The organism is Thermofilum adornatum (assembly GCF_000446015.1).
GTDB lineage: Archaea > Thermoproteota > Thermoprotei > Thermofilales > Thermofilaceae > Thermofilum > Thermofilum adornatum.
Window position 1 is genome coordinate 855,553 of record NC_022093.1, and the last position, 24,457, is coordinate 880,009.

26 protein-coding genes and 1 rRNA gene are annotated in these 24,457 nt (G+C 44.1%); 14 read left to right on the plus strand and 13 right to left on the minus strand.

Annotated features, from left to right (window positions below; genetic code table 11):
* Nucleotides 1-96: 96 nt before the first annotated feature.
* The 4 genes from N186_RS04705 to N186_RS04720 all read left to right on the plus strand — a co-directional run bounded on the left by N186_RS04705 (nucleotide 97) and on the right by N186_RS04720 (nucleotide 4,106).
* The gene (locus N186_RS04705; RefSeq protein ID WP_020962626.1) at nucleotides 97-1,191 is read left to right on the plus strand and encodes a DUF1512 domain-containing protein; all 1,095 of its coding nucleotides are present in this window, start codon (nucleotides 97-99) and stop codon (nucleotides 1,189-1,191) included.
* 111 nt (nucleotides 1,192-1,302) lie between these two features.
* The gene (gene tes / locus N186_RS04710) at nucleotides 1,303-3,135 is read left to right on the plus strand and encodes a tetraether lipid synthase Tes (protein WP_020962627.1); all 1,833 of its coding nucleotides are present in this window, start codon (nucleotides 1,303-1,305) and stop codon (nucleotides 3,133-3,135) included.
* Between the two features lie 14 nt (nucleotides 3,136-3,149).
* Nucleotides 3,150-3,626, plus strand: coding sequence for a hypothetical protein (locus tag N186_RS04715; protein ID WP_020962628.1), 477 nt, complete (start codon nucleotides 3,150-3,152; stop codon nucleotides 3,624-3,626).
* 150 nt (nucleotides 3,627-3,776) lie between these two features.
* A complete protein-coding gene (locus N186_RS04720; protein WP_020962629.1) occupies nucleotides 3,777-4,106 on the plus strand; it encodes a hypothetical protein in 330 nt (109 codons plus the stop codon).
* 36 nt (nucleotides 4,107-4,142) lie between these two features.
* Here N186_RS04720 and N186_RS04725 read toward each other — a convergent pair whose 3' ends face one another.
* On the minus strand, nucleotides 4,143-4,637 hold the full coding sequence (locus tag N186_RS04725) for a PUA domain-containing protein (RefSeq protein WP_020962630.1): 495 nt from the start codon (nucleotides 4,635-4,637) through the stop codon (nucleotides 4,143-4,145).
* Nucleotides 4,638-4,723: 86 nt separating this feature from the next.
* On the opposite strand from N186_RS04725, the gene N186_RS04730 reads away from it, so the two are divergent.
* The 5 genes from N186_RS04730 (at nucleotide 4,724) to N186_RS04750 (ending at nucleotide 8,344) form a co-directional block, all read left to right on the plus strand.
* A complete protein-coding gene (locus N186_RS04730; protein WP_020962631.1) occupies nucleotides 4,724-5,194 on the plus strand; it encodes a multiprotein bridging factor aMBF1 in 471 nt (156 codons plus the stop codon).
* A 2-nt stretch (nucleotides 5,195-5,196) separates the two neighbouring features.
* Nucleotides 5,197-6,495, plus strand: coding sequence for a GTPase HflX (gene hflX, locus N186_RS04735; RefSeq protein ID WP_020962632.1), 1,299 nt, complete (start codon nucleotides 5,197-5,199; stop codon nucleotides 6,493-6,495).
* 40 nt (nucleotides 6,496-6,535) lie between these two features.
* The gene (locus N186_RS04740) at nucleotides 6,536-7,090 is read left to right on the plus strand and encodes a tRNA (cytidine(56)-2'-O)-methyltransferase (RefSeq protein WP_020962633.1); all 555 of its coding nucleotides are present in this window, start codon (nucleotides 6,536-6,538) and stop codon (nucleotides 7,088-7,090) included.
* Nucleotides 7,087-7,602, plus strand: coding sequence for a TFIIB-type zinc ribbon-containing protein (locus N186_RS04745; protein ID WP_020962634.1), 516 nt, complete (start codon nucleotides 7,087-7,089; stop codon nucleotides 7,600-7,602). Before N186_RS04740 ends, N186_RS04745 begins: the two co-directional genes overlap by 4 nt.
* Nucleotides 7,603-7,702: 100 nt before the next feature.
* Complete coding sequence (locus N186_RS04750) at nucleotides 7,703-8,344, plus strand: sigma factor-like helix-turn-helix DNA-binding protein (protein ID WP_020962635.1); 642 nt, start codon at nucleotides 7,703-7,705, stop codon at nucleotides 8,342-8,344.
* A 24-nt stretch (nucleotides 8,345-8,368) separates the two neighbouring features.
* On the opposite strand, the gene N186_RS04755 is transcribed toward N186_RS04750, so the two are convergent.
* The 4 genes from N186_RS04755 to N186_RS04770 are packed head-to-tail and all read right to left on the minus strand — an operon-like array spanning nucleotide 8,369 to nucleotide 12,012.
* Complete coding sequence (locus N186_RS04755; protein ID WP_020962636.1) at nucleotides 8,369-9,100, minus strand: energy-coupling factor transporter transmembrane component T family protein; 732 nt, start codon at nucleotides 9,098-9,100, stop codon at nucleotides 8,369-8,371.
* A complete protein-coding gene (locus tag N186_RS04760) occupies nucleotides 9,078-9,944 on the minus strand; it encodes an energy-coupling factor ABC transporter ATP-binding protein (RefSeq protein ID WP_020962637.1) in 867 nt (288 codons plus the stop codon). The genes N186_RS04755 and N186_RS04760 overlap by 23 nt, the downstream gene beginning before the upstream one ends.
* On the minus strand, nucleotides 9,907-10,794 hold the full coding sequence (locus N186_RS04765) for an energy-coupling factor ABC transporter ATP-binding protein (RefSeq protein ID WP_020962638.1): 888 nt from the start codon (nucleotides 10,792-10,794) through the stop codon (nucleotides 9,907-9,909). Before N186_RS04765 ends, N186_RS04760 begins: the two co-directional genes overlap by 38 nt.
* 18 nt (nucleotides 10,795-10,812) lie before the next feature.
* Entirely contained in the window at nucleotides 10,813-12,012 is a 1,200-nt protein-coding gene (locus N186_RS04770; RefSeq protein WP_052885521.1) for a YchF-related putative GTPase, read from the minus strand.
* A gap of 98 nt (nucleotides 12,013-12,110) precedes the next feature.
* Here N186_RS04770 and N186_RS04775 point away from each other — a divergent pair, with 98 nt between their 5' ends.
* Entirely contained in the window at nucleotides 12,111-13,043 is a 933-nt protein-coding gene (locus N186_RS04775) for a hypothetical protein (RefSeq protein WP_148682073.1), read from the plus strand.
* A gap of 2 nt (nucleotides 13,044-13,045) precedes the next feature.
* Here N186_RS04775 and N186_RS04780 read toward each other — a convergent pair whose 3' ends face one another.
* The 3 genes from N186_RS04780 to N186_RS04790 form a co-directional block, all read right to left on the minus strand.
* The gene (locus N186_RS04780; protein WP_020962641.1) at nucleotides 13,046-14,071 is read right to left on the minus strand and encodes a Gfo/Idh/MocA family protein; all 1,026 of its coding nucleotides are present in this window, start codon (nucleotides 14,069-14,071) and stop codon (nucleotides 13,046-13,048) included.
* 85 nt (nucleotides 14,072-14,156) lie between these two features.
* A 5S ribosomal RNA gene (rrf, locus tag N186_RS04785) occupies nucleotides 14,157-14,273 on the minus strand.
* 119 nt (nucleotides 14,274-14,392) lie between these two features.
* Nucleotides 14,393-15,553, minus strand: a complete 1,161-nt coding sequence (locus tag N186_RS04790; RefSeq protein WP_020962642.1) for a geranylgeranyl reductase family protein — start codon at nucleotides 15,551-15,553, stop codon at nucleotides 14,393-14,395.
* Between the two features lie 61 nt (nucleotides 15,554-15,614).
* Between N186_RS04790 and N186_RS04795 the strand changes: the two genes are divergently transcribed.
* A complete protein-coding gene (locus N186_RS04795; RefSeq protein ID WP_020962643.1) occupies nucleotides 15,615-16,073 on the plus strand; it encodes a winged helix-turn-helix transcriptional regulator in 459 nt (152 codons plus the stop codon).
* On the opposite strand, the gene N186_RS04800 is transcribed toward N186_RS04795, so the two are convergent.
* Genes N186_RS04800 through N186_RS04820 form a run of 5 tightly spaced genes read right to left on the minus strand, consistent with a single transcriptional unit; the run spans nucleotide 16,068 to nucleotide 22,099 of the window.
* Nucleotides 16,068-17,120, minus strand: a complete 1,053-nt coding sequence (locus tag N186_RS04800) for an ATP-binding protein (RefSeq protein ID WP_020962644.1) — start codon at nucleotides 17,118-17,120, stop codon at nucleotides 16,068-16,070. The two genes, N186_RS04795 and N186_RS04800, sit on opposite strands and share 6 nt — an antisense overlap.
* On the minus strand, nucleotides 17,117-18,133 hold the full coding sequence (locus N186_RS04805) for a hypothetical protein (RefSeq protein ID WP_148682074.1): 1,017 nt from the start codon (nucleotides 18,131-18,133) through the stop codon (nucleotides 17,117-17,119). Before N186_RS04805 ends, N186_RS04800 begins: the two co-directional genes overlap by 4 nt.
* A gap of 55 nt (nucleotides 18,134-18,188) precedes the next feature.
* A complete protein-coding gene (locus N186_RS04810) occupies nucleotides 18,189-20,771 on the minus strand; it encodes a hypothetical protein (protein ID WP_020962646.1) in 2,583 nt (860 codons plus the stop codon).
* Nucleotides 20,768-21,541, minus strand: coding sequence for a tetratricopeptide repeat protein (locus N186_RS04815; RefSeq protein WP_020962647.1), 774 nt, complete (start codon nucleotides 21,539-21,541; stop codon nucleotides 20,768-20,770). Before N186_RS04815 ends, N186_RS04810 begins: the two co-directional genes overlap by 4 nt.
* Nucleotides 21,542-21,547: 6 nt before the next feature.
* The gene (locus tag N186_RS04820; protein ID WP_020962648.1) at nucleotides 21,548-22,099 is read right to left on the minus strand and encodes a hypothetical protein; all 552 of its coding nucleotides are present in this window, start codon (nucleotides 22,097-22,099) and stop codon (nucleotides 21,548-21,550) included.
* Between the two features lie 107 nt (nucleotides 22,100-22,206).
* On the opposite strand from N186_RS04820, the gene N186_RS04825 reads away from it, so the two are divergent.
* From N186_RS04825 to N186_RS04835, 3 genes are read left to right on the plus strand one after another with little or no spacing between them, the layout of a single operon-like run.
* Nucleotides 22,207-22,926 (plus strand): ParA family protein, encoded by a 720-nt coding sequence (locus N186_RS04825; RefSeq protein ID WP_020962649.1) that lies wholly within the window; start codon nucleotides 22,207-22,209, stop codon nucleotides 22,924-22,926.
* Nucleotides 22,926-23,294 carry a hypothetical protein gene (locus tag N186_RS04830; RefSeq protein WP_020962650.1) on the plus strand — a complete coding sequence of 123 codons (369 nt, stop codon included), beginning with the start codon at nucleotides 22,926-22,928 and terminating at the stop codon, nucleotides 23,292-23,294. Before N186_RS04825 ends, N186_RS04830 begins: the two co-directional genes overlap by 1 nt.
* 5 nt (nucleotides 23,295-23,299) lie before the next feature.
* Entirely contained in the window at nucleotides 23,300-24,454 is a 1,155-nt protein-coding gene (locus N186_RS04835) for an ATPase, T2SS/T4P/T4SS family (RefSeq protein WP_020962651.1), read from the plus strand.
* The last annotated feature ends 3 nt before the right edge of the window (nucleotides 24,455-24,457 follow it).

The following is a 24,457-nucleotide window of genomic DNA, read 5'->3' on the forward strand; positions in this document are numbered from 1 at the left end:
GTTTTATGGCGTCCTGTGTTTTTCGGGTGGGTTGTGTGGTGGATGTGTGCTAAAATTATATAAGGTGTGGTTTTAGGTGATTTGGGTTGATGGGTGATGGATGGTAGCTCGTTTGACTTGGTGCTTTGGCTGATAATATTGACTTTGTTTTCTTACTTGTCGCAGGAGATGCAGATTCTTAGAGCTATAAGTGAGATTGAGACCTACATAGCGTTTTTTAAGAGTACTAGGGATAAGGCTGTGAATGTCCTTGTTTCGCAGTTTAAGAGGTATAGTGGTGATGGCTCGAAGGAGTTTGAGGCGCAACTTGAGAGGAGGCTGTCCTCGCTTATAGAGACCTATATTATTTTTCCGGTAGACCTGGATCCGTTTGGTATCGTGAAGAAGATAAAGCATGTATTGAGGACTGGCGAGGAGAGGATCGAGAAGGAGGTTGCTGCTTTAGCCAGGAATGCGTCTCCGGCGGATGTTCAGAACCTGGCTAATCTCGTGGAGGTTGCTAGGGAGTTGAACATAATTTACAAGCTTGTTAATCACTATTACCTGATAGCTAGGAAGTTTAAGAGTCTATGGCTTATTCTCCAGCTGAATGCACAGATGCCCTTTGTGCTCGAGGAGGTGAAGGCTGTAGAGGGCGCCTTGGAGTCCTTTTCGAAGGGTTTGCCTATAGGCGACTCTGCTGGCCCCTTTGTGGCGTCGCTTCTTGTTAGGCGGTACAAGGGGACATATATCGAGCCCGTTAAGGACACATATGTGTCAAAGATTAATGTAGAGAACAGGAATGTCTACGTGGTGAGGGCTAAGGGTCCAGGAGGCACCACTGGCAGACTTGAAGAAGCAGTTGCCTGGGTTCTGTCGCGGGAAAAAGCCTCCTTAATGATCTCTATTGACGCCGCGTTGAAGTATGAGGGCGAGGAGTCCGGCTTAGTTGCCCACGGCTTTGGTATAGCTATGGGCGGCGTTGGTGTGGAGAGGTTTGAGATTGAAGAGTTGGCGGCGAAGCATGGTATACCCACCTATGCTGTCCTGATAAAGATGTCTGAAGCAGAAGCTCTTTCAACAATGACAGAGAAGGTTTACAGGGGAACCTTGCAGGCAGTTGACATAGTTACCGATCTTATTAGACAATACCCTGAGAATTCAACGATTATAGTGCTTGGGGTTGGCAACACTTTGGGCGTGCCCGCATAGAAGAATAGGCTTTTGTTTTCTGTTTCCTTATTTTTATGACGGTGGAATATCGTAAGAAATATAAGTTTTTTCATGTTTTCAGAATTATCGTAAAATCATTAGTGATGCGTTATGGCACAGAAAAATGTCTCTGTTGAAGAGGAATTCCATATTAATTATTCTCGAATAGCTAACCTGGGTATAGAAGAAATATCCAAAATCGCAGAGGAGGCCCGAGCCAAACTGTTCCCGAAGCCAGGAGTAGACTACAAGATTTACTTGTCTAAGAGGCCACCGCTAAGGGAAGGCGAAGAACTAATCACCTATACTCAGTCAGCCTGTCCAGAATGCAACTCGTTGCTTACAGCGGCTGTTTTCAAGAGAGATGGAAAGGTCTGGATCAGAAAGGTTTGCCCCGAGCATGGAGAATTCGAGGAGCTCTATTTTGGAAGCGTAGAGATGTATGAACGATACAGGAAGTATCAGGTAGACGGCAGGGGAAACATTATTGCCCATTTACCTGTTACAGCGCCATGCCCCTATAACTGTGGAGTTTGTACGCGTCACCGTTCACACGCAGCGCTAATCAACGTTGTACTAACTAATAGGTGCGACCTAAGCTGTTTCTACTGTTTCTTCTATGCCAAAAAGTCGGGCTATGTTTATGAGCCGTCCCTTGAACACTTACGCTACATGTTCAGGCAGGCCAGGCTAACCGAACCAGTCAAGCCCCCGGCTATCCAGCTAACAGGAGGAGAACCTACCCTGAGAGAGGATCTCCTAGACATAATTAGGATAGCCAAGGAAGAGGGATTTACACATATACAGCTAAACACGAACGGGATTAGGCTTGCCTTTGACCCAGATCTAGCTGTTAAAGTCAGACAGGCTGGAGTAAACACTGTTTATATGAGTTTTGACGGAGTGTCCCCCTTTACAAACCCGAAGAACCACTGGGAGGTTCCCTATGCATTGGACAATCTTCGCAAGGCGAAGCTGGGCGTTGTACTTGTCCCAACAGTTATCAAGCACTACAACTTGTCGGAGGTAGGTAAAATAATAGAGTTCGGACTACAAAACAACGACATTGTCCGCGGCGTGAATTTCCAGCCAGTATCTATCGTTGGCAGGATGCCCCGCAAGGAAAGAGACAAAGAAAGAGTAACCATCCCTGATGTTATTAAAAAGATAGAGGAGCAGACAAACGGGCAGATAAGGGAGGAGGACTGGTACCCAGTTCCAAGCGTTGCTCCAATCTCAAGATTTGTAGAAGCTCTAACTGGTAAACCACAGTTAACTCTCACAACTCACTTTGCATGCGGAGCTGCTACATATGTTTTCCAAGACGACGGCGAAATAATACCCATAACCCGGTTCGTGCATGTTGATGAATTCTTCGACTATTTAGACAAGAAGGCTGAAGAGCTTGAGAAAGGAAAGAACAAATACATTGTCATGCTCGACTTGCTTGTAAACCTTAGAAAGTTTGTCGACATGTCTAAGGCTCCTCGGCGCCTACGCGAAGGGAACAAGCTAGTCAAGATGTTCTACAAGATATTCGCAAGACACGACTATAGCAGTCTAGGAGAGTTCCACTACAATGCACTGTTCCTTGGAATGATGCATTTCCAGGACCTGTACAACCACGATGTAGCTAGAGTAATGAGGTGCGACATACACTATATTATGCCGGACGGGAGACAGGTACCCTTCTGCTCATTCAACGTTATCCCGGACCTCTATAGAGACAGAGCCCAGAAAGCATTCTCATATTCATTTGAAGAGTGGGAGAAGATCACAGGAAAGAAGCTAATTGCAGACCACTACAAGAGAAATATAAAGAAACTTATATCAGGCGAGCCCTATAAGAGACACTACTCCAAACTGATAGACATAGACTCTATTCCATACGAGCAACACGTCCTGGCAAGCCAGCGCTTCGGAATCCCCGTTATAGAGGAATAGCAGGGGGTCTCTTCATGGAGACCTTTGCGCTCGAGCTAGAAGCTAGTGACCCAAAGCCTGTAAGTGTCAAGGTAGATTCGTATCTCTTTTGCTTGTCTCAGGGAAAACTTTCCAAACTAATGCCTGTCGAAGAAAAAGAGGTGTCTCCTGAAAGCTTTGAAGACATTACAAGTTTCGACAACGAGATGGGCACAATTGTTGGTTTAACGTATAACGAGATTCTTCATGGTACAGGTTACGCGAAGAAATTATCTTTCAACATTTCACCCGAATGTAAGAAAGCGCTTAAAGTCTACAGAATCATAGACAAGAAAAATGGGAAAATAATCCTAAGGTTTATTGCCCTCGAAGTTTCCAATGGGAGGGTTAGCCTGCTGTATAGCGACCACTTTTCAAAGTCCGAGAAGATGGAATCCATCATTAAAAACTTGTCGAGTAAACTGGGAATAGAATATAAACAGCTTGTAACTCTTGCTAGAGAGTTAGCTTAGCAAGAGGATCATCCTTTTGGGGTTTCTACCTTTTTGCAATGCCTGTTAGACAATTGTCGAGTAAAAAATCTTTATCATAGAAAAACATAAAAACTTTTCCACGTACTTATCATTAAGTATTTAAACCATGATAAAGGTGAGATGACCCATATGTCCCATATACATGAGGAAAAACAAAAACTTTTAGATCATCTTGTGTCTGTTGTCGAAGAACTCTTGAAAAACACTAAATCAGCTCAGATATCCATAAAGTTGCGGACACTTCTCAGATACGCGTATGTCTCATATGTTAAAAAGACCTCCGACATCAATGTGATACGGGGGCTTGTCCCACGTGTTAGGCCTCCCGCGTGGCTGACAAATCAATACTACTATCGGGAAATCGAGATGTTATTGAGAAACAGGTTCAACGCAAAGATAGAGAATAGACGACAGTTTAGGTACGTAGTGTTCAATAAGCAACAAGTTTCTAGGAGATAAAGCGCGTGAAAAGGCTGTCAACTCCTGTTAGGTAATTTATTGTTTTTTCCCATGTCTTGTCTTTACAGCTTTTCCTCTCTTTATTTTTCCCATAGAAGAAGCCGGCAGAACTGCTTTACCGCTCCCGTAAACTTTGATCCCAGAATTTGACTTGGATGTTATGACGACTTCATCGCCTGGAAGAGTCTCCTCGTATACGCCTGTTACATGCTTAGAAAAAACCGTTTTTCCCTCAGCAATAAACGATGCCACATCTTCCGGAACCTCTACAAAGTACTTTTTTCCTTGACTCACTAAGAGTTCCCATCCATGTAACGTAGGCACAAGAAAACCATCGGACAGCCTGATAGTGGCGAAAAGAACATTATCAAGGTAGATTTCTTTCAGCCTCCCAGTCTTCCGTGATCTAGAAACCATAACCCTGGAACGCAAAGAGTCTTCTTCAAATATGTAACCATAGAGATAGCTTAGGAGTGTCTTTATTACCTTTATATCCCACCCGTTTGGTTTTTCCCTTGTCTCAGACTTCATATTTTTCCTAGCGTGACATAGGCTTTTTAACTTTGTCTCTCATAAAATAGAAATGCTTTTAAACAAGGTAGCATTGTTAAGGCAGGATGGCTAAGTGTGAGCTATGCGGAAGGGAGCTGCAAGGTTTAGCATATAGGATCCGTCTCGAAGGGGCAGAGCTAATCGTATGTCCTGCATGTGCGAGAGGAAAAACAATTGTAGGTACTATTAATTTTTCAAGGACGCAGCCACCAAGACAAATTAAAACTGCACCTAAGCCTAAGAAACCTGTAGAGGTTGAACAAACAATAGTAGAAAACTATGGTGACATCATTAGGAATGCTCGTGAAAAAATGGGTCTCACACGTGACATGCTAGCGGCCATGGTTGGTGAAAAAGAGTCAATTATAAGAAGGATAGAGGCGGGGCAACTTGAGCCAACAATTGAACTTGCAAGGAAACTCGAGAAGGTGCTGAAAATCAAGCTTGTAGAGGAAATAATCGACTACGAAATGGAGAGTGGAGACCTGAAAAACTACGATATTACTCTCGGGGACATAGCGGAGTTTAAGGACTAGAAATGTCTGATAGAAAAGCTTCTGACAAAAATTCAGTAGTTATCGCTGGAAGAATAAATTCGCCAGGCGATTTAGCACTTTTTAGAGAACTAAGGGAACTAGCAAATGCGGCCGGCTACATTATTGTCGGTGAAATTATCCAGAAGAGAAAACGTGAGGACCCAAAATACAACATTGGCAGGGGAAAAATATCTGAACTAAAGAAGCTCGTGGAAGACAAGAAACCCCTCAAGATAATTTTTCTGAACAATCTAAAGCCCAGCCAGGCATACAATTTAGCCAAAGAGCTTGGCATAGAGGTAATAGACAGATATGAACTTATTCTTGAAATCTTCGCTAAAAGAGCAGGCAGCAAGGAATCATTACTCCAGATCGAGCTAGCAAAACTAAAGAGGGAACTTAGCTTCGCAAAGGAATATATCAATTTGTCTAAAAGAGGAGAACTACACGGCTTCCTAGGAGGCGGAAAATACGCAGTCGACTCGTACTACACCTATATTTCTTCGAGGATTACAAAGATAGAGGAAGAGCTAGACAAGATTAGGAAAATAAAGAACATGAGATATAACAAGAGAGTCGAAGTGGGTCTTTACACTGTATCTCTAGCGGGGTATACGGGGGCAGGCAAAACAACTCTCTTTAATACTCTCACAAACGAGAAAGGCTATGTAGATGGAAAACCATTCGCTACACTATCTACTCTTTCTAGAAAGGTGAAGCTACAAGGCTATCCAGTCATAATCACGGACACAATAGGCTTTATTGACAGTCTGCCGGAAAGCCTCCTCGACGCTTTTTATACGACTCTCAGAGAGACAATTATTTCCGACGTAATATTACTTGTCGTCGACTTAACGGATCCTATTCCGGAAATCAGGCGAAAGCTTTCTACAAGTATAGATACGTTGCTTAGCCTCGGCATCAACATTTCTAAGGTTTTAGTCGTGGGAAACAAGATAGACAAGGCTACAGGAGAAGAACTCCGGGAAAAGGAAAAACTGCTACAAAATACAGGGCTTGAATACGTGCTTGTCTCTGCGACAAAAAGGATAGGGATACACAGTCTTGTGGAAAAAGTTGTGGAGATGCTTCCAGACAAGCTCCGCGAAAAAATCATAATCAGTGAAGATCAATCACGAGACCTACTTGAAGAAATACTTGAAAAATGTAAGGTAATTAGTTTCACGGGACTAGCAGATAGAAGACTTTTACTAGAGATAGAAGGAAGGCGCCCCATAATCTCAAAAATAAAGGCGAGGAGCAACAACCCTCAGGACGCCTTAAGTGCTCGCGCCTTATAAAAATAATAATGTGTAAAACGAATTAGATATAGATAAGACGATGTGGTGCCCGTCCTTAAACAGAAAAGTCTACGTGCTTAGGATAGGCCATAGACCTGTAAGAGACCACAGAGTAACAACCCACGTTGGGCTAGTTGCAAGGGCTTTCGGGGCAGACGGCATATTTTTAGAGAGACACGTCGAGGAGAGCATAATAAAGTCCCTCGAAAAAGTTGTAGAGACCTGGGGCGGACCCTTCGAGATAGTGAAAACGGTGAATCCTAGACATACAGTGAGAGAGTGGAAAAGAAACGGCGGAATTGTTGTACACCTGACAATGTATGGTGAAAACATTTCTGATGAATTGCTAAACCTTATATTGTTCCAAAACAAAGATATATTAGTGGTTGTGGGGGGCGAGAAAGTGCCGTCATGGCTCTACTACGAATCCGACTATAACATTGCAATAGGCAATCAGCCTCACAGCGAAGTTGCAGCCCTAGCGATCTTTCTGGACAGGCTTTTCAAGGGAAAAGAGCTTACAAGAGAGTTCCACGACGCAAAACTAGTTGTTATCCCCCAGAAGAGAGGCAAAAAAGTGGTGAAAAAAGAATGAGCCAAAACGAGGTCTTAGCCGAACTCGCAGAAAAAATATTTGGAGAAAAAGCAAAAAAGATAATGATACTTCTCTCAAACCACGTCGAAATATCGGACGACGAAATAGCCAAAGAACTCGACATGGATCAGGCAGAGCTCAGGAAAATTTTAAACGACCTATTCGAGGCAAGACTCGTAAAATACAGGCGTGCAAGGGACGAAAACATTGGATGGTACAAGTATTACTGGCGAATAACAGATGAACCCCTAGAAGTACTACTCAATGATAGGAAAAGGCTTACTCTCACTATTCTAGAAAAGCTTCTCAGCCTCGAGGAACAGGCAGAAATCTATGTTTGCCCGAGCTGTGGGGCGCGCTACTCTGTAGTGGAGGCCGAGGACTATGGCTACACGTGTCCCAACTGTGGAGAAGTCCTGGAGCCATACGATAATTCGAAGAGGATAAGAAAGATCAGAGAAGCCATTCAGGCATTGAAGAACTACGAGCCAATAGCTAGTAGTGGAAGCTAATTTTTCCGGGTGACAAGATAATTTATCCAACAATAGATGTTGATTTTACTTTCGGGCCATTGCGTAGATAATTTAACACCGTATTACATCTGTAATACGTATGGCTGGTTATGACCTTAAGGAGATAATTTCCAACCTAACAGATACGGAGAAAAGGATAATTGAGACATACATCCAGAAGGGTGGATCAGCAAAAGAGATCGCTAGCATGCTTAATGTTTCAGAGAGAACAGTATATAAGGCCCTCTACAAGTACAGGAAAGCCGCTCTCGAAATGGGAATTGATCCATCAAACTTCTATTTGAGGAAAACCGTTGTCTCAAGTGCCCCACAAAAACAGTCAATATCGCCAGACGTCATAGAAGAGATGAAAGAACAATTACTAGCAGAGATCACCAGGATAATTGAGGAGAGTATTCAAAAATCGCTTAGGGGCGTTCTCGAAGAGATTCTCTCGGAACAAAAAGCGTCCCTATCACTGAGAAAAGATGAACCAAAGAACATGGCTTTGCAGGAAAGCCAGCTAGAATATGTTTTCCTAAGACTATCAGAGACCCTTGAAAAACTAAATGCAAACATTGAGAAACTCAACCAGAAGATAGATAAATTAGACGTTCCTAGACAATCCAGTGGCAATTCTAGCGCATGGAGCCAGGAAACATACACAGTTGAAACCTCGCTACCAAGTTTTGTTCAGGGAAATCCTTGGATCGATATACTGTCCCGCCCAAGAGTTCCCTAAAGATTCCATTCTCGAATCGTGTTTTTAAAGGAATCCGAAAGAATATAATAGAAATGTCCCCAGTAGTGCTAGCCCTATAGCCAAGTAGTCTTTCCACGTGAACTTTAGAGAAACAAGCCTCGTGGGCTTCACGTCTAGCCCGTATCCCCTTGCCTCGAGGGCCTCGGCAATCATCATGCTTCTCCTTACCTCGAAGATTATTAAGGGAACAAGTAGGTAAACATAGTTTTTTATCCTGTTATAGAGCCTGCCTTTTTCTAGTTCGAGACCCCGACTTCTCAAGGCATCCGAGACTATTTGTATGTCATTTGCTAGTGTGGGGACAAACCTGAAAGACATGTTTATGAGAAGGGAAAAATCTCTTGGAACACCAACCCCCTCGAGAGCTATTCCAATCTCTTCTGGCGAAGTAGAATTGAAGAAAAGTGCAAACGAGGTTATGAGCGTTGTGAAGCGAAGAGTCATTACGAGGGCATAGATTGCTCCCTGAAGATTAGGCGTGAAAACAAAGTTCAGCGTGAAGATTAGGACAAGTAAGAAAAGGGAGCCATAAAGGCCTCTAAGTATGACTCGTACACGTTTAGCCATAAAGGACAAGATAAGTACACACGTTAGCACTATTAACTGTGTGTCCAGCCTAGAAGAGTATATGGCTAGGAAGGCGAGAACAGTGCTCAGGAAGAACCTTGTCCTAGGGTCAAGCCTGTCGTATGGAGAGTCCTTTTTTATCGTTTTAAATGCTCGAAGTGCCTCCATTTGTCTCCCTCATTTTTGAGATGATTTCCCGAGACAAGTCTTCCACCGACAAATAATCATATCTATCCAGCAGTGATTTCCCATAAAGAGCTCTCGATATCCTCACTAATTGAGGTGGGAGAAGATTACCTCTCCTAATAACGTTGTAGTCTGTCAGGACTCGATGCGGGGGGCCTTCGGCAATTATTTTTCCCTGCGACATAACAATTATTCTCTGAACGTACATCGTCACGAACTCGACGTCATGCGTTACGAGAACAATGGTCTTGCCCATTAGCTTTAGTAGCTTAATTATCTCGGAAATCTTCTCTTTTTGTAGATAGTCTTGTCCAGCTGTGGGCTCATCTAGCACGATGACTTCTGGATCATAAGCTAATACAGAGGCTATCGCCAGTCTCTTCCTCTCTCCAACGCTCAACATGAACGGGCTATTATCACGGTACTGGTAGAGCTCTAGAATGTTCAGTGCCCATTTTACTCTGTTCTCGATTGCGTCCTCTGGGAATCCAAAGTTTCTTAAAGGAAAGGCAACCTCGTCGAAAACAGTCTCGGCGAAGAGTTGATGGTCAGGATTCTGGAAAACAATCCCCACTATTCTAGACAATTCAGCGACGCTTGTCTCCCGTGTGTCTTTATCTTTTACCTTTATTCTACCACGCGTAGGCTTAAGCAGTCCGTTGAAATGCTTGATTAATGTTGTTTTTCCTGCACCGTTTTCACCCATGATTGCTACAATTTCTCCCCTTAGCACATAGTTTGTTACGCCTCTGAGCGCCTGTATGCCTTCTGGATACTCGTAGTAAACGTTATCTATCTCTATTATCTTCTCTTCGCTTTCGCTCATCCAAGCCACCTTTAGACAATTTACGGATAATTTCTAGAGCCATAGCTTCTGGAACAAGTTTATCAATATTTACGGGGAAACCGCTACTTTGCAACTTCTTGGACAGTTGAACCATGGGCGGCACCCCCACGATGTAGTCAGTCTTGAGTACTGTTTCAAGAGGCGGACCGTCAGCTATTATTTGTCCCTCGTTCATCACGACGACCCGGGTTGCGAACTGTAGTGCTATTTCGAGCCTGTGCTCGATAAGTATCGTGAGCATCCTGTGTTCCCTTGTCTTTTTTGCTATAAGTCCAAGCATCTTTAGCGCGGATAAGGGATCAAGGTTTGCTGTAGGCTCGTCTAGAATAAGTATCTGTGGCTCCATAATCATTACCGAGGCCAATGCAACTTTCTGTTGTTGCCCACTGCTAAGCTCAAATGGCGACCTTTGACGTAGATCTTCGATTCCATACTCCCTCAGAACCTGGTCTATCTTTTTTCTTATCTCGGCTGGCGGCACACCGAGGTTTTCAAGCCCAAAAGCTAGTTCACGCTCCACTGTGTTGAAGAATAGCTGGTTTTCTGGGTTCTGAAAGACAAAGCCAACGGTTTTCGCGAATTTAGCTGTAGGGGTTTTTCTCGGGTCATAGCCTGCTATATCTATTTCGCCTTGAAGCTGGCCCCCATAGAAGTTTGGAATAAGCCCGTTAAATATTCTAGCAAGTGTACTTTTGCCACAACCGCTCGGGCCAATTAATAGTATGATTTCATCTCTGTATCCATCGAAGTTGATGTTTTTCAGGGTTTGAGTCTCTGAGTCTGGGTAGCGGTAGCTTACGTCCCTTAGATAGACGAGCTTTTCTCTCATATCACGTTCTACTTTTTATTAATGGGAGGTTACAATTTTTATTACCATTCTGTGCGTCAGTTTATCGTTGCTTGAAAGCCTTCTGCCTGTCCTAGCGTCAATGGCAAAGGCAAAGCGTTTTCCTATCTCTGTATGGATTTCGAAGGCGAGATCCCTCGGGGTAGCGTCTCCCTTTACGAGAAAAGCGTCGGGTAGCACATTTCCCTTAGAGTCAGAAAAGGTTTTTTCATTCTCAACTGGGAAGACAACTATCATTCCGAGCTTCTCAAAGACGGCCTTGTTTATTGCTTCCTGGACACCCGTGGACCCCCAACGCTTGAGGACTTTTTCACGTATATACTCGAGTGCTTTCCTTTGATCGCTTGTTGGGTCGCCAGTTATCTCAAAGTCGCCGTCTCCAGGCAAGTATCGGATTAGTCCAGCCTTGTCCGCTTTTCTCAGAGCTAGTTCTGCTTCTGCAGATGTAGGCACCACAATGTATCTGTCTCCTAGCTCCTGTTGCATCCTTTTTATATTGTCAATGGAAACATCAATATCCGCCTTGTTCGCAGCTATGACGATGGGTTTTGCTTTTTTAAGCAGAAACCTTACAAGGTCTAGCAAGTTTTCCTGCGACCAGCTAGTTGCCTTTTTACCTCTCAGCCCAAGCTCGTCTATTGCTTGGTCAACAATGCTTGCGCTTATCCCGAGGCCTGTAAACTTTGCATACAGCTCCTCATAGTTTTTCTGGAAATCTATGAGTTTAGATATTTTCTCCCAGTCCTTGCTGAGAATCTGGTAGACCCACATTTCGAGCTCTTTTTCAAGGAAAGCAACGTCCTTCAAGGGGTCATGTGTGCCGGGCGGGACGGGCTGTCCCTCCTCGTTGGTGGACCCACTTGCATCGACCACGTGGATGAGTACGGGTGCGCGTCTAAGGTGGTCTAGAAACATGTTACCTAGGCCTCTTCCCTGCCATGCTCCAGGAACAAGGCCGGCCACGTCGATGAGTTCGACTGGGACGAATCTCCACCCGTCGATGCATATAGAGTTGCGGGGGTTGTCTTTGACTCCTAGTTCCCGGCAGACGCATTGGGTTTTTACATAGCCAATGCCAATGTTTGGATTTATGGTAGTGAAGGGATAGGGTGCTCTCTTTACGTCTATCAGTGTAGCTGCCGCGAAAAATGTTGACTTACCAGTGTTGGGCTTCCCTACTATGCCAACTTGAATCACAATTTTTTAAAAAGAAAGTGACACAAATATCTTGTGGCTTTATGTGGCCCTGCATAGCTATTTCAGGGTCTAGCTATTTTGCCTCGGTCTTCTCTTTTTGGTTGAGAAACCTTTCCCCCAGAATTGACATTGTAATCCAAGACGAGATAGGGAAAGAAATAACGAGCCCTCGAATGCTTAGATACATGGGTAAAAAGAGCATCCCAGCTATGTCACAAGAGGTCTTTAGCAGGCTCTACTACCCGAGGATGAACATTGAAGAGCCAAACGAAGAGTGTTTCCGGATCAGGATAAAAGAACCAAGTCTCGAAAGAGTACACCTTTCTTCATGCCAAAAATTATTGGAATTAATACAAAAAAGCGGGAGAGTCGTTCTTCCAGCGTGTATCCACACTGCACAGCTAGCTCTTTATGGCAACGAGATTGGCCTAGACCTAAAGATAAGTGGGTCATTAAACGAGGAGGCCCCGAAGGAATTTCTTGAACAAGTCAACCTGGTTCTCAACGAGAAAAAACTTATCGCAGATGAGCCTGTCAGCGTTGGACAGGAAGACATATGTAAGCCTGGACATGTAATTTTTGAAGCTCCCTATGGTTGGAAGACTGAGGCAAAAATTTATCCCTACTTCGACGAAAACATAACTCAGTGGGCAGCCTATTTTTCCCTTCTTGTCGTAGGTATGAGAGAAAACATTGGTAGACCGGAAAGTCTTTGGGTAATTGAGGACCCTGGAGAAAGAATATTCCTCTATAAGGGGTCTCCACGCACCGAGTCCTCTGTAAAAGTTTCCTTGACGCGGGACAGCTACTGCCGGCTACTGCTTTCAAAAAGAACCAAGAGGATAGCAGGCATATTCTGTAGCATAGATGCCCGGGAACCCTCTCTTCTAGGAGATATTTACTCCAGCTTCGTAGAGAAAAGTGAGCCTTGCAAGATGATGCCGGAGATAGCTGTTACAGAGTCAGAGCTTTTCAAAGAAAACAAATTGCTGAGGGCTCTAGTTGCCTCCTGGTTCAAGCTGTGCTGGGGCTAGCACTATAGGAATCGCTGTATATCGTTCCAATCTATTTTGACTATTTGTCCTTTCTCTGATGCCTCTAGAGCCTTCACTATGCACTTGAGTGCGACATAGCCTATTAAGCCGTCCACCTTTGGCTTTTTGTTATTCTTTACAGCTTCCAGAAAGTTTCTTAGCTCTGCCTTTAGAGGCTCCTCCTGCAAATATGAAATCTCAATGTAGCTGTTCTCAGAAAAAACAGAGGTTTCAAGCCCATCCCGTGGAATCTGCTCAACACCCTTGTCGACGATAATCCTCCTCAAGATGTAGTCTACCCTAAGCACTTTGTCTTCTGTTCTGATTGTGAGGCTTCTGTGCTTGTAGCTTGGCGCTGTTCTCCAGCTTGCAATAAGGGAGGCAAATTTTCCGTCTGGATAGCTGTAGAAAGCCGCTATCTCGACCTCGTAGGGGAAGTCCTCCTTGTGAAACTTGTATGAAAAAACACCTGTGGGGAGATTCTCCATAAACATATTTGAGACATCTATGTCATGGACTAATAGGTCGTGGGCGACCCCTAGATTTAACGTATAGTTTGTCGCAGGTCCGGGACCAAGCCTTTTTGCATCTATGCTTAGTATATCTTTTCCCTTGACGAGACTGTATGTTGCCTCCACGATGGGGTTGAATCTCTCGATATGTCCGACTGCCAGCTTTCTACCTTGTTTCTCTGCTTTTTCAAGTAGACTATACCCCTCCTCAAGTGTTGCCGCCAATGGTTTCTCTACTATCACATTCGTGTATTCCAGGATTCTAGATGCAACTTTGAAGTGGTAAACAGTAGGGACAGCTACTACTGCCGCGTCAAGTTCCTTTTCATTTTTAAGGAAATCTTCTAGGGAAACATAGTATGTGTCTGCCTTAAACATGTTAGCTGTGTTTTTAGCACGCTCAGCGTCGGCATCAACTATGACGAGCCTGTCTACGAGATCCTTTAGAGAAGAAAGCACACGCACGTGGTTGCGCCCCCATCTCCCAACACCGATAACTCCAACACTTAGGCTCATGGGTCTTCCAGCCTCTAAGAAGAAAGAACAAAATAAACCTATCCTTGTTCTTATAAAGCGAAGACCTAAATAGATGGGCAGAAGCCGCGTACGCCACGCGCCGTTCGCGGGGCCGCAGACCCCACTACTTGGACGCGCGTGCCGAGCTTAACTTCGGAGTTCTGATGGGATCCGGTGTTGCCTCGGCACTATGAGCGTACGCGGCGTTAAAAAGTATCGAATAAAGGCAAATATAAATTTTTTCTTTGCCTTGTTTCAGTAAAAACAACATGGATTTTAAAAATGTTAATTGAAAAATAATGTTGAATAAATTTTAATGATTTAGCTAAGCAAGGCTCGGGCCAGCTTTATACTGAATAGTGGATGCTTAAGTAGTTTCACAGCTACCGAGGCAACGTTTTCCCCATTTGCTAGGTTTACCACGTCCTCCGGTGACAATATTTCTGCTAGCTGGTTGAGCTCGTCGTCTGAAAGCTTCTCAATCGCGTGCAGGCCTTTAAGGCTGTCCTTTATTCGCTTACCCCAGTATTCATTATACTTGTCCTTGTACTCTGACAGCCTTTGTTTGGACAGGTTGCCTTCTTCAAGGGCCTTCGCTGTGACTTCGGCGGCTATTTTTCCTCCAGCGATAGAGGTATGAATGCCTCCACCGGTTAAAGGAATGACTTGTCCCGCGGCCTCACCTATTAGTATCGCGTGGTCTGTCACGATTTCGCTTAGCATCCCACCTATTGTCACGGCTGCGCCCCTGAACTCCAGTATGTCGACTTTCTTGAAGATCTCTGGATGCATTTTGATGAACTTGTCTAGATACGCCTTGGGCGCTGCCCCCTGGACGCCTATGCCAACGTTTGCTAGGCGTCCGTCCTTTGGAAAGATCCACACGTAGCCCTTTGGTGCCACATCGTTGCCAAGGAAGAAATAGGTCATGTCTGGGTCGTGGACATCAACATTAGGCATCACGTACTGAATGGCTGGGATGACTTTTCTCTCGCCCGGCTTCTCCAGGCCCAAGGTCCGCGAGACGAAGGATAAATAGCCGTCTGCGCCCACCAAAAGCTTTGCTTCGAGCTCCATTGTACGCGTCTTGACTAGCCAGTGGTCTTTTTGGAATGTGAGTTCTTTGACAGGCTCTTTCATGTATATTTCTGCTCCCGTAGAGGCTGAGTATTCGCCCATCACTCTGAGAAAATTCTTTTTATCGATTACGTAGCCCATTTCCCCCTCTTCTTTTACAATGACCTCTTTTCCATTCGGAGCAACAATCACTGCCCCCTTAATTACATGAGAAATGAATCGGTTATAGTCAGATTTTTCTATCTCGGCAGTTTTGAGGACACGTGCGCTTATGCCCTCGCCGCAAGGCTTGACGGCTAGCTGTTCATTTTTCTCCACGACGGCAACCTTAAAACCCTTGGCGGCCAGTACACGGGAATACATGAGACCGGCTGGTCCAGCTCCAACCACTAATGCGTCGTACATGTTAGTCCCCCTTGCAGGGTAATATTTAAAGGGGCGGTATAAAAATTATACTTCAAGGGAAATGTACATGGATGTGGACATGTTCTGGGAAGACGTCGAGAAAAGAGTGAAAAAGGTCATCGATGGGGTAGAAGAGACACTCAAGGTCATGCTTGAAAACAAGAAGTTAACAGTTGAGGAGGCACAGGAAATCTTGGATTCTCTTGCTCCAAGTTTTTCCCTGCTTGCTAGAAAAGGTGTTCTGCAGATTCTATACACATTGTTGCTTCTGGGACCATGCACGTTTACAGAGCTTCTAGAATCCTCAAAGGTAAATCGCAGAACGCTCTCTTTTCGGCTGAAACAGCTTCAACGTGAAGCAATGATAACTAGATATATAGAGACGGTCGACAGGGAGAGGCAAGGAAAGACTCTCTATGTATTGACAGAGAAGGGGAGGTCTGCGGCGCTCCTTGCCATCCCCCTTATCTACTACATATCGAAGATGCATAAATCTTCTAGTCTCCATAACTCGCTATAGAACAAAAGGATCTATTTCAAGAACTATTCTCCTAGGCCTTGGGTCTCCAGACCTAAAAAGAAGAGCGTTCCCCCTGGTTCCAAAAGCTATGTGGTCAAATTCTTCTCTGCCAAGCGAAAATAGGGAAGCTATGTCAGCAATGTAGCTCTCGGGTCCAGAGAGCGCCACCACGTATCCTGCTAGCTGGAAGATCCTTGGGTCAAATTCTCGGGGGAGCTGTGTGACGGCAAGTATGCTCAGGCCGAACTTTCGTATCTCCTTGAATAGTCTTAGGAAGTAGTCTTTTAGCAGATGTGCCTCTTCTAGGACAACTATTAGGTCCACCCTATTTCTAGAACCAAGACTCCTCATATATCCTTCTAGTAGGAGAAGTAAAATCTGTGAAGCAGTGGCATGAAGCTCTCGCGAGACTAAGGTCGGAAACGTAATGTGGAGGTTCTTTTCAGCGAGCTCTCTTATTTTGAAGCCGTCCTCGGAATAGAGTTTTCGCAGATCATCATATATACGTTTGAGGTTGGGATCCTCATTTTTTACTCTTTCGAACGGATACAGACTTTTCTCTTCAAAGCATTTAGCTAGGATTTCTCTTAGAATGCTCCTATACCCGGGAAATGCATATATTTTCTCGAGGTAATAGGAAAGCTCGCTGGCAAGCTCTTCGGGGCTCCAGCCAGGGTGTTCCATGAAGTATATTTTTTCCACGGTGAGCTCTAGTCTCGTGTCCATTATGCTTGTATAGGATTTTTCGCTGTGTGGGTCTATTACCCACTCCTTTATGCCCATTTTCTGGGCCTGCAAGAGGATATGTCTAGCAAGTGTTGATTTTCCTGAACCAGTGGATCCTACGATTACTCCATGCATGTTAGGCAATTTGGAGGGGTTAACCCTGACTTCTCTTCCTCTATCGTCTCGGCCTAGTATAAACCCATGAGTTTCTTCTGGGGGAGACAGTATACTGAAAGGGGTGAATATTGCTAGGTCGCCTGATAGACCGAAAGCCTCGCGTGAAAAGGCTTTTCTCATGTAATGATAAAGGGTTTCGCTCATTCTAGGACACCTAGAGGAAGCAGGGATTTTTTAAATATGAAACCCACAGTTTTCAGGATTTTTACCTCGTTTTGTGTAGCAGCTAAGAGGCCTGATACGAGGTATAAGCTTTCTCTTCTCTCCCATCTTCGTCTGCTTGCTGCAAAAAACTTTGCACTGCTGTGGATGACGGAAAGCTTGTCGAGCGCGGTACCAAGCTCGTAATCTCTATAGGCTTTCGAATCTATTTCGTGTTCTACGTGTAATGGGCCCGGCGTTAGCCGTAGTAGTAAGAATATTTTGTCTGAAATGCTGTAGATCAATTGGGCTCGGGAAAAGATATCGAAGATTGAGGGATACGAATAGAAACTTTGAATAGAGTCTAGCGTATAGAGCTCAGTAGAGTTCTTCCTCCTGTATCCGTGAAGATTTCCTGGAAAACTTGCTAAGAGGAGTGCTGAGGAGACGGGAAACAAAACAGGTGTCTTAAAGAAAAGGATTGAACCAAGGATTGCTAGGAAAAATTTTCTCAATTTGTTTCTTTTCGCTTTTTCTATGAAATCTGGACGCAGAATTCTATAGACTTCTGAACCACTCATAGGTCTGAAACTTAAACCGTGTCTCTCAAATGAACGTTTAAGTCTATAAACTTCGCTCTTTATTTTTTCAGGTAAAGCTTCGAATCTGTTTGTGCACATCCTAGTGACGATGAAATATCTTCCCCTGTCAACTACTATAAAATAGGTATTATTTCCTGTAAAAGTTGTATTTATAAAACTCTGGGTATAAAACCAGAATCTCTTTTCGCTCAAGTCGTTAACGTTGTGGCGTACATCAAAGAGCTCAAACCCTATGTAGATGCATGTCTCATGCTTCCTAGCTTCCATGCAAAAATCCTCATCAATCGAGATTTCTCTAAGCGGATAACCTCCCAAAGCGAAAATAAGCGACCAGACGTATATCTCTGGGAAGAAGAGTAGAAGAGATAAACTAATTATGGCTTGTCCTACTAGCTTCTCCTCTGGTCTACTCATGAGAAATATTCCCAGAGCAAAAAGCAGAAGAACAAAAAGATACCTTGTCTTCACATCATTCACCAAATTTTCTCCTAATTCTCTTCCAAAGCCCTTCTAAAGAATCAAACCTGCCTTCTCCGAGATAAAACCTTCTAAGCCCCTCAACTTCGATTCTTTCCTCTCTTTCAAGTATATCAAGTGCCTTAAGTCTAAGCATTCTCTTTACATCTCTGTCTGCAAAGAAGCTCAGAGGGACTCTAAGCTTCCTGGCAAGAATCTCGAAACTTTTTGGGTCTAGAGAGAGACTTGAAAGGGCCTCGTCTACTTCCCGCAGGCTCGAAGCCTTTCTTACCTTGTCTATGACCTTGTCTATTATCTGAGTATTCTCTCCAGACTTCTCCAAGCTCTTCCTAACTTCCTCTAGATGTGTGGTTGCCTGCTCCTTATAGCGTTCAAGAAAGTCTCTGTAAATTCCTGGAAAATATACCTGGAGAACCTGGTCATTATCGTCACGCATCCTTTTGAGCCTAGGGTCGTAGCCCATAAGGTATAGCCTTAGATTGGAGTAGCTATCCTCTAGGCGGCTCTGCAATCTTTTGGCAAGGTACCCGCTTTCTCTATGCAGGTATCGAATTGCATTTACACTTGCTACGGGAAGGCTTTGATCTGCAAACCTACTTGCTTTCTCTACCTTTGAAGCAAACATATACAGTTTTCTTGCTTTGCTTTCTTTGTAGTGTTGCCTCGCAAAATCTCCGAGATTCATTAGTGTGGCGCTTGTGAATCTTAATATCGCTGGAAGTGGTTTATGGGATAGATATTTTGGAGATTCCCGTATTATTCTCTTAGAGAGTCTGCCGATGGTGACTACGGGATGATCCTTCTCTACTTCTCTACTTAAAACTAGCTCCTTATAGAGGGTACTAGGTCGCCAATCAATTTTTATAACGTTACTGTTTAGAGACCAAATTCTTTTAAGCTTTTTAGCCAGAGACACAAAACTGAAATGCGTTGAGTGTTTAAGAGAACTGAAATGAATGCTTATCGGTGAAAAAATAGCCACTGAATAATACCCAACCGTTAACAAGATCCCGCTAAACATTATGAAGACCAAGAGAAAACTCTTGTAGAGTGCTAAGAGAGGGTAGATAAAACTGTTAAAATTTTCCTTAAGCCACCCATCTATGTGTGACACCTTTTGCCACAATGAAAGGTATGTTGGTGCAGAGCTGTGATTCCAATACCCTATCCCGTGTATTATGATTTTCGGGGAGGAAACGTTCCCGGAAAAGACTCCGGAGCAGTTCTTCTTGCCGAACCATATCTTTATGCCATACTCTCTAAAGTTTGGTACTTCATCTTTAAGAACCAACTTGTCTGATAAGAATCCTGGAATCGCGTTGCGGATACGTTCAACCCAGTCATCGTAGCTCTTTTTCCAACTGTCTAATGCTCCGAGGTCTGCTATAACTCCTGGAGGCATTTCGTTTGTTACCCTGTAGTATAGAGTCCAGCAAGTCCCGTTCTTACTTATAAGGGATTCATTCAAGTAGACAAGCTGGAAGTCTCCCCCCCGGATAAAAAACTCTCTAACAGATGTGCTGGGCTCCAAGGCAAACTCGACAGTGCCATTCTCGTTTCTCGAAGGGCGTAAGGGCACAACGCCTTCATATGCCACAACGTGGCCCATAGTTCCTTTTTCAGACGTAATGAGGAATATGGGTAGCCACACGTTGAGTTCTAGCGTTTGATTTGGCTTGAGAGAGAACTTTGCTGGGTAGGCGTAGCAGCTGCAGTATGAATAGGGAGATTTTTCATAGCAACATGGATGTAAAGTGAAATTTGTCCAATAGTTAATTATCCAGAGGACTGTATAGTTCCCCGCAGGTAGAACTAGCTGGTCACCATTTTTACCCTTTACAACAAAGAGCGTCGAGTTGGCATCTCGGAGACCTATAAGTATTGTGTCAAGTGTAGGGGTATCAGAAAAGTCTTTTACTTTAAGTCTAAGGGTTCCAGTAGGACTAGGCATGGCTCCGAATGGAGGCATTGATGTAGGTATAGACTCTGTCTCAGAAATAGTGTATGGGAGAGCTAAAGAAAAAGCCAACAGTATCACAGAAGTTGGTAAAGCAAACTTCCTAATTTTCGGTACCAGGCTTAGAAGAATTATGGTTCTAGTTACGTTTCTTAGATTTCTTAAAGAATCTATTAGGAACCCTGTAATGCTTGTAATGAGCCAGGCTGCGCCTGTCTGAACTGAGAGGTATTCAAGCTGTGCAAGAACCGTATGTCGGAACAGGTCAAAATACTCGAGGGCGATTGTTGCCTCGGGTGCACCTAGTGTTGCGGCCAAGCTTATAATTGAATCAACAACTGCGCTGCCAAAGAGTAGTTGCAAAGCTCCAGTATAGGCTTTGTACAAATTTCCCTCAAGCTCTTTAAGTTTCTTAATAGAACAATCTATGCTTACCATTGCATATTGTGAGTAAAGTCTTAGCAGTATCACAACGACTCCTGCATAGAGGATCAGTTCTACAACTCTTTGCGACAATACGTTTAGCGATTGTTTCCGTCTCTGAGTAAACCAGTAGAAGAGAGCCTCGGCAACGACCAGAGAAAAAGCCAACCCGAACCAAACAAGTTCCTCGTTCATGTTCTCAAGACGCTAATCATTACCGTGTCAAATATCGAGGCCAAGCCTATCCCGCCAATCGTTGCTAGAGTAGACGCAAAAATGCTAAGAGTCAGTGAACGCCCAAGCTCAACAGCGGCGTCGCCAATGATTCCAGCAATATTTATCCAGTCCGTAGGATTGATGGCTTGAGGTACCCTTATCTTCGAGAGTGCCTCGGCTGTTACCTGAGAGGAAAAAGCTATTGCAAGCGAGGTAGAAAGATAGAGGGATACCAGGGATATTCCAATTTTTCTAAGCCTTGGTATAGGTGTCAAGGTAGTGCCAAGAGCAAACAAGTAAGAAGAGACCATGGAAAATACCTGTGCAACGAACGAGAAATGCATGTAGAATATTGCTACTAGACTTAGCTCTGAGAGGCTCCAGCCAGTAGCTCCAGACAATACGCTGACAAGAGGAGCCGTTAGTGGTGTACTAGCGAGAATAGCTTTTTCGGTCTCTACAAAAAAGAGCATGTCTACAGCTTTTCTGCTTGCATCCCAGAAAATTCCTGAGGCAGTCGAGCATATATTGCTGACTTCCAAACTGTTCCAGAGATTAATATTTAACCCGGCCATGCTGGCTAATTCAGAGGTTATAGAAAAAATCAGTTGCACGATAAAGATTAAGGCGAGGGATACAGTGGCATCTTCGAAATATTTCAAAGCTGTCTGCCTCTGTCCAAGGCTCCAGTAAATAGAACCAAGGGCCAGATAAGCTGCAATGCCGGAGGCAATTATGAATATATCCATTGGGAGCTACCCCGTGAATACTGAAATAATAATTTTCCAGCCCTCGTTCAGCAGAGTATTAAAAATCTCGGCAATTGAAGATATTTCGTTTATTCCAATATTTTTCATGATGTTCACGAGTAGGAAAAGCAAGGGAATAATGGCGAGTGTTTCGACTGCTCTTAAAAATTTGCTTACGGCAAGACTTCTCCCAAAACTGCCACCTGTGACCCAGGAAACAACTGCGTCAAAAACTATGAAGAAGAAGCCGAGCAAGCCAATGCCAAAAGCTATGGCAAAGAGAAGTGCAACAGCGTCTCGAAATGGCTTAAAAATATTTGTTATGAGGTCTGAGGGCTGTGCAAGAATTATTCTTGTGTCTACAGTAACGATTTGAATGAAAAATAGCAGGAGCAACGATTTTAGACGCTTTTTGTTGTCATGCAAGGCCTCTTCTATAGCGAGTTTTATTTTCCTGAAAGTTTCCTTGTCGGAAAAATTTTTTCTATCAAATTTAGCAATTCTCCTCAAATTATACTCATAGAGCACCCTGATAAGAATCAGTTTTAGCCGACTCATAACTCTCTGGCAAGATTTTGCTGGAACAATATAAGTTGGCACAAATTGGAAGTCTCCTCTGGCATCGCTATATATTCCCTCAGGTAAAGGTTGAGGGGTAAAAAATCATGAGCGATATTGTTGCCTTTGGAAGTGGCTATAAAGGTGGAACAGGAAAAAGTGTACTATCGAGTTTGGTTGGATATACGCTTGCTGTGAATGGGAGAAAGGTTCTGCTAGTCGACTTGGGCGAGTACGGTAGTAGCACAAACCTTTGCCTAGAGGAAGATCCCGGACCCCCATACTTGTCAGATTTCTTTTGGGGAAAAGCCACGTGGAGAGACGTCATAGTTGAAAGCAGTTATTCGTCCAACCTCTGGATAGCTCCAAGCTCCAAGGAACAAGGACCAATAGACGCGGAAAGCCTAGAATACCTACTGGACAACGCTAGTAAATATGTGGACTACGTAATACTCGACCTGCCGTCTTATCCAGGGACACTTCTTGACCCCATAGTGTTGCTAGCAGACATAATTGTACTTGTAACCAACCCAGATAGGCTCTCTATACTTGCTGTAAAAAACTGGATATCTACGCGTCCCTTTGCCAAAAACAATATCTTAAAAATTCCTGTTTTGAACAAATACCACTCTCTCTTGCACAAATGGCTGGACAAGATGCGAGAGGAGTACGGTGTAGTATTTCCCATAAGCTTTGACCCGGCTTTGACATTTACTTTTACAGAGACAATAAAGGAAGCCTACAGCCTAATAAGTAAAAGAACCAGGGAAGAGGTCATGCTACTTGTACAGAGAATAAACAAGCCCCTCCTAAAGGTGACTGGATAATGAGCCACAAAAGACCCCTAGTCAATGAAGGTCAACTAGAAGAGAAGCCTCGAGAAGAAACCTCCAGCAAGCCACAGTTATCAACGCCTAGACCTGCAATTCTACAAACAAGGACAGACAGAAGTGGCGGCAATACAAGTGGAGACTTCGTCCAAAAAGGTCTAGAGGGTTTCAAGGCGGTTCTACAGTCTCTGGGGCTTGATTCTTCGCTAGCCTCAAAGCTAGAAGAAAAATACTTTGCAATAGATGAGGAAATCAGGAAAATAAACGAGAAAATAGATTCACTAGAAAGGGAAAGAAACAAGCTCCTAGCAGACAAAGAGAAACTGACCAGACTCCTCAAAATGTTTTCAGAAATAAGAAGCTGAAAAACATGAAGATAAAGTTTAGATTCAAAGATAAAAAAGAAAAAGAACTTATCCCAGTAGAGGACTCTATTCCAAGAGACTCGATACTTATAGACAAAAATCCCTTGGGCGCCCTGTTTATACGGGACTCCACACTGTCTGTGATTCCATTCAAGGATGACGACGTTTGGGGCCCATTGGGAGCTCTCTTCGCATCCGACAAGGTTGAGGAAGCCTGGATATTCAAAGACAAAATAATTGCGACGCTCAGTAATCTTGGTCGAATACAGCTCTCGCTAGACAATCTCGACATACGGGTCGAGGACATAATTTCTCGTCTAATTGCTCATACAGGTGTAAATGTTTCCTTTAGAAACCCGCGCGGCGTCGCCGAGTACGGTAACTGGAGGATAGCTATACAGCTCCACTCCGGCGGACAACTACACGTTGTAGCTACAAAGATAAAAAAGGTGCCGCCAATCACGGAGATCCTTCCCCCAGAGATAAGTGTAAAACTCCTCTTGTTGATCTTAAGGCCTAGCACAGTTATTATTAGTGGGCCCCCAGGAAGCGGAAAGACAACATTACTAAGTAGCATAGTGGGGACTCTAGGTCAGCTATTCCCCTGGCTCCACATAGCCATAGTCGAAAAATACAGGGAACTCGACTTTCAAGGAGGATGGTTTTCACACGTTGTAAGCGAAGATATAGCCGAAGGAGTCAGGTACTCAATGCGGTACCTCCGCCCAGACCTACTAGTCGTCGGAGAAATAATGGCCGAGGACTTCTGGAGCCTCCTCGAGCCATCGAGAGCAGGCATCCCGACACTAACTACCTTCCATGCTCCCTCGGTCGAAAAAGCCGTAAGAACTCTCAGCGACGCGCTACAGGTACATCTCAAGGGCTCTCCAAACGTCTACACATACCTCGACATAATAGTAAACACAAAAAAACTTGTGACCATTGACGGTGTAAAAAGATTCGTAAACGCGATATACATCTCAGACGGACAGAGAATACTACCAATATACCTCGACGGCCAACCAGTCGACGACAAACTACTCGAAAAAGCACTCCCAGACAAACTCTACATAGGCGACACAAAACAAGTAGAAGAAACCCTCCTCAGGCACCTCGTAAAAACCCACGTAGACAACAGAGTCCAAGCAAAGGTCACATAGCAC

Excerpts from the sequence above, each read along its gene's own strand:
- N186_RS04705 (WP_020962626.1), top strand. The coding sequence starts at position 97 with ATGGATGGTAGCTCGTTTGACTTGGTGCTTTGGCTGATAATATTGACT.
- tes (WP_020962627.1), top strand. The coding sequence starts at position 1,303 with ATGGCACAGAAAAATGTCTCTGTTGAAGAGGAATTCCATATTAATTAT.
- N186_RS04715 (WP_020962628.1), top strand. The coding sequence starts at position 3,150 with ATGGAGACCTTTGCGCTCGAGCTAGAAGCTAGTGACCCAAAGCCTGTA.
- N186_RS04720 (WP_020962629.1), top strand. The coding sequence starts at position 3,777 with ATGTCCCATATACATGAGGAAAAACAAAAACTTTTAGATCATCTTGTG.
- N186_RS04725 (WP_020962630.1), bottom strand. The coding sequence starts at position 4,637 with ATGAAGTCTGAGACAAGGGAAAAACCAAACGGGTGGGATATAAAGGTA.
- N186_RS04730 (WP_020962631.1), top strand. The coding sequence starts at position 4,724 with ATGGCTAAGTGTGAGCTATGCGGAAGGGAGCTGCAAGGTTTAGCATAT.
- hflX (WP_020962632.1), top strand. The coding sequence starts at position 5,197 with ATGTCTGATAGAAAAGCTTCTGACAAAAATTCAGTAGTTATCGCTGGA.
- N186_RS04740 (WP_020962633.1), top strand. The coding sequence starts at position 6,536 with ATGTGGTGCCCGTCCTTAAACAGAAAAGTCTACGTGCTTAGGATAGGC.
- N186_RS04745 (WP_020962634.1), top strand. The coding sequence starts at position 7,087 with ATGAGCCAAAACGAGGTCTTAGCCGAACTCGCAGAAAAAATATTTGGA.
- N186_RS04750 (WP_020962635.1), top strand. The coding sequence starts at position 7,703 with ATGGCTGGTTATGACCTTAAGGAGATAATTTCCAACCTAACAGATACG.
- N186_RS04755 (WP_020962636.1), bottom strand. The coding sequence starts at position 9,100 with ATGGAGGCACTTCGAGCATTTAAAACGATAAAAAAGGACTCTCCATAC.
- N186_RS04760 (WP_020962637.1), bottom strand. The coding sequence starts at position 9,944 with ATGAGCGAAAGCGAAGAGAAGATAATAGAGATAGATAACGTTTACTAC.
- N186_RS04765 (WP_020962638.1), bottom strand. The coding sequence starts at position 10,794 with ATGAGAGAAAAGCTCGTCTATCTAAGGGACGTAAGCTACCGCTACCCA.
- N186_RS04780 (WP_020962641.1), bottom strand. The coding sequence starts at position 14,071 with ATGAGCCTAAGTGTTGGAGTTATCGGTGTTGGGAGATGGGGGCGCAAC.
- N186_RS04790 (WP_020962642.1), bottom strand. The coding sequence starts at position 15,553 with ATGTACGACGCATTAGTGGTTGGAGCTGGACCAGCCGGTCTCATGTAT.
- N186_RS04795 (WP_020962643.1), top strand. The coding sequence starts at position 15,615 with ATGTACATGGATGTGGACATGTTCTGGGAAGACGTCGAGAAAAGAGTG.
- N186_RS04800 (WP_020962644.1), bottom strand. The coding sequence starts at position 17,120 with ATGAGCGAAACCCTTTATCATTACATGAGAAAAGCCTTTTCACGCGAG.
- N186_RS04805 (WP_148682074.1), bottom strand. The coding sequence starts at position 18,133 with ATGAGTAGACCAGAGGAGAAGCTAGTAGGACAAGCCATAATTAGTTTA.
- N186_RS04810 (WP_020962646.1), bottom strand. The coding sequence starts at position 20,771 with ATGAACGAGGAACTTGTTTGGTTCGGGTTGGCTTTTTCTCTGGTCGTT.
- N186_RS04815 (WP_020962647.1), bottom strand. The coding sequence starts at position 21,541 with ATGGATATATTCATAATTGCCTCCGGCATTGCAGCTTATCTGGCCCTT.
- N186_RS04820 (WP_020962648.1), bottom strand. The coding sequence starts at position 22,099 with ATGAGTCGGCTAAAACTGATTCTTATCAGGGTGCTCTATGAGTATAAT.
- N186_RS04825 (WP_020962649.1), top strand. The coding sequence starts at position 22,207 with ATGAGCGATATTGTTGCCTTTGGAAGTGGCTATAAAGGTGGAACAGGA.
- N186_RS04830 (WP_020962650.1), top strand. The coding sequence starts at position 22,926 with ATGAGCCACAAAAGACCCCTAGTCAATGAAGGTCAACTAGAAGAGAAG.
- N186_RS04835 (WP_020962651.1), top strand. The coding sequence starts at position 23,300 with ATGAAGATAAAGTTTAGATTCAAAGATAAAAAAGAAAAAGAACTTATC.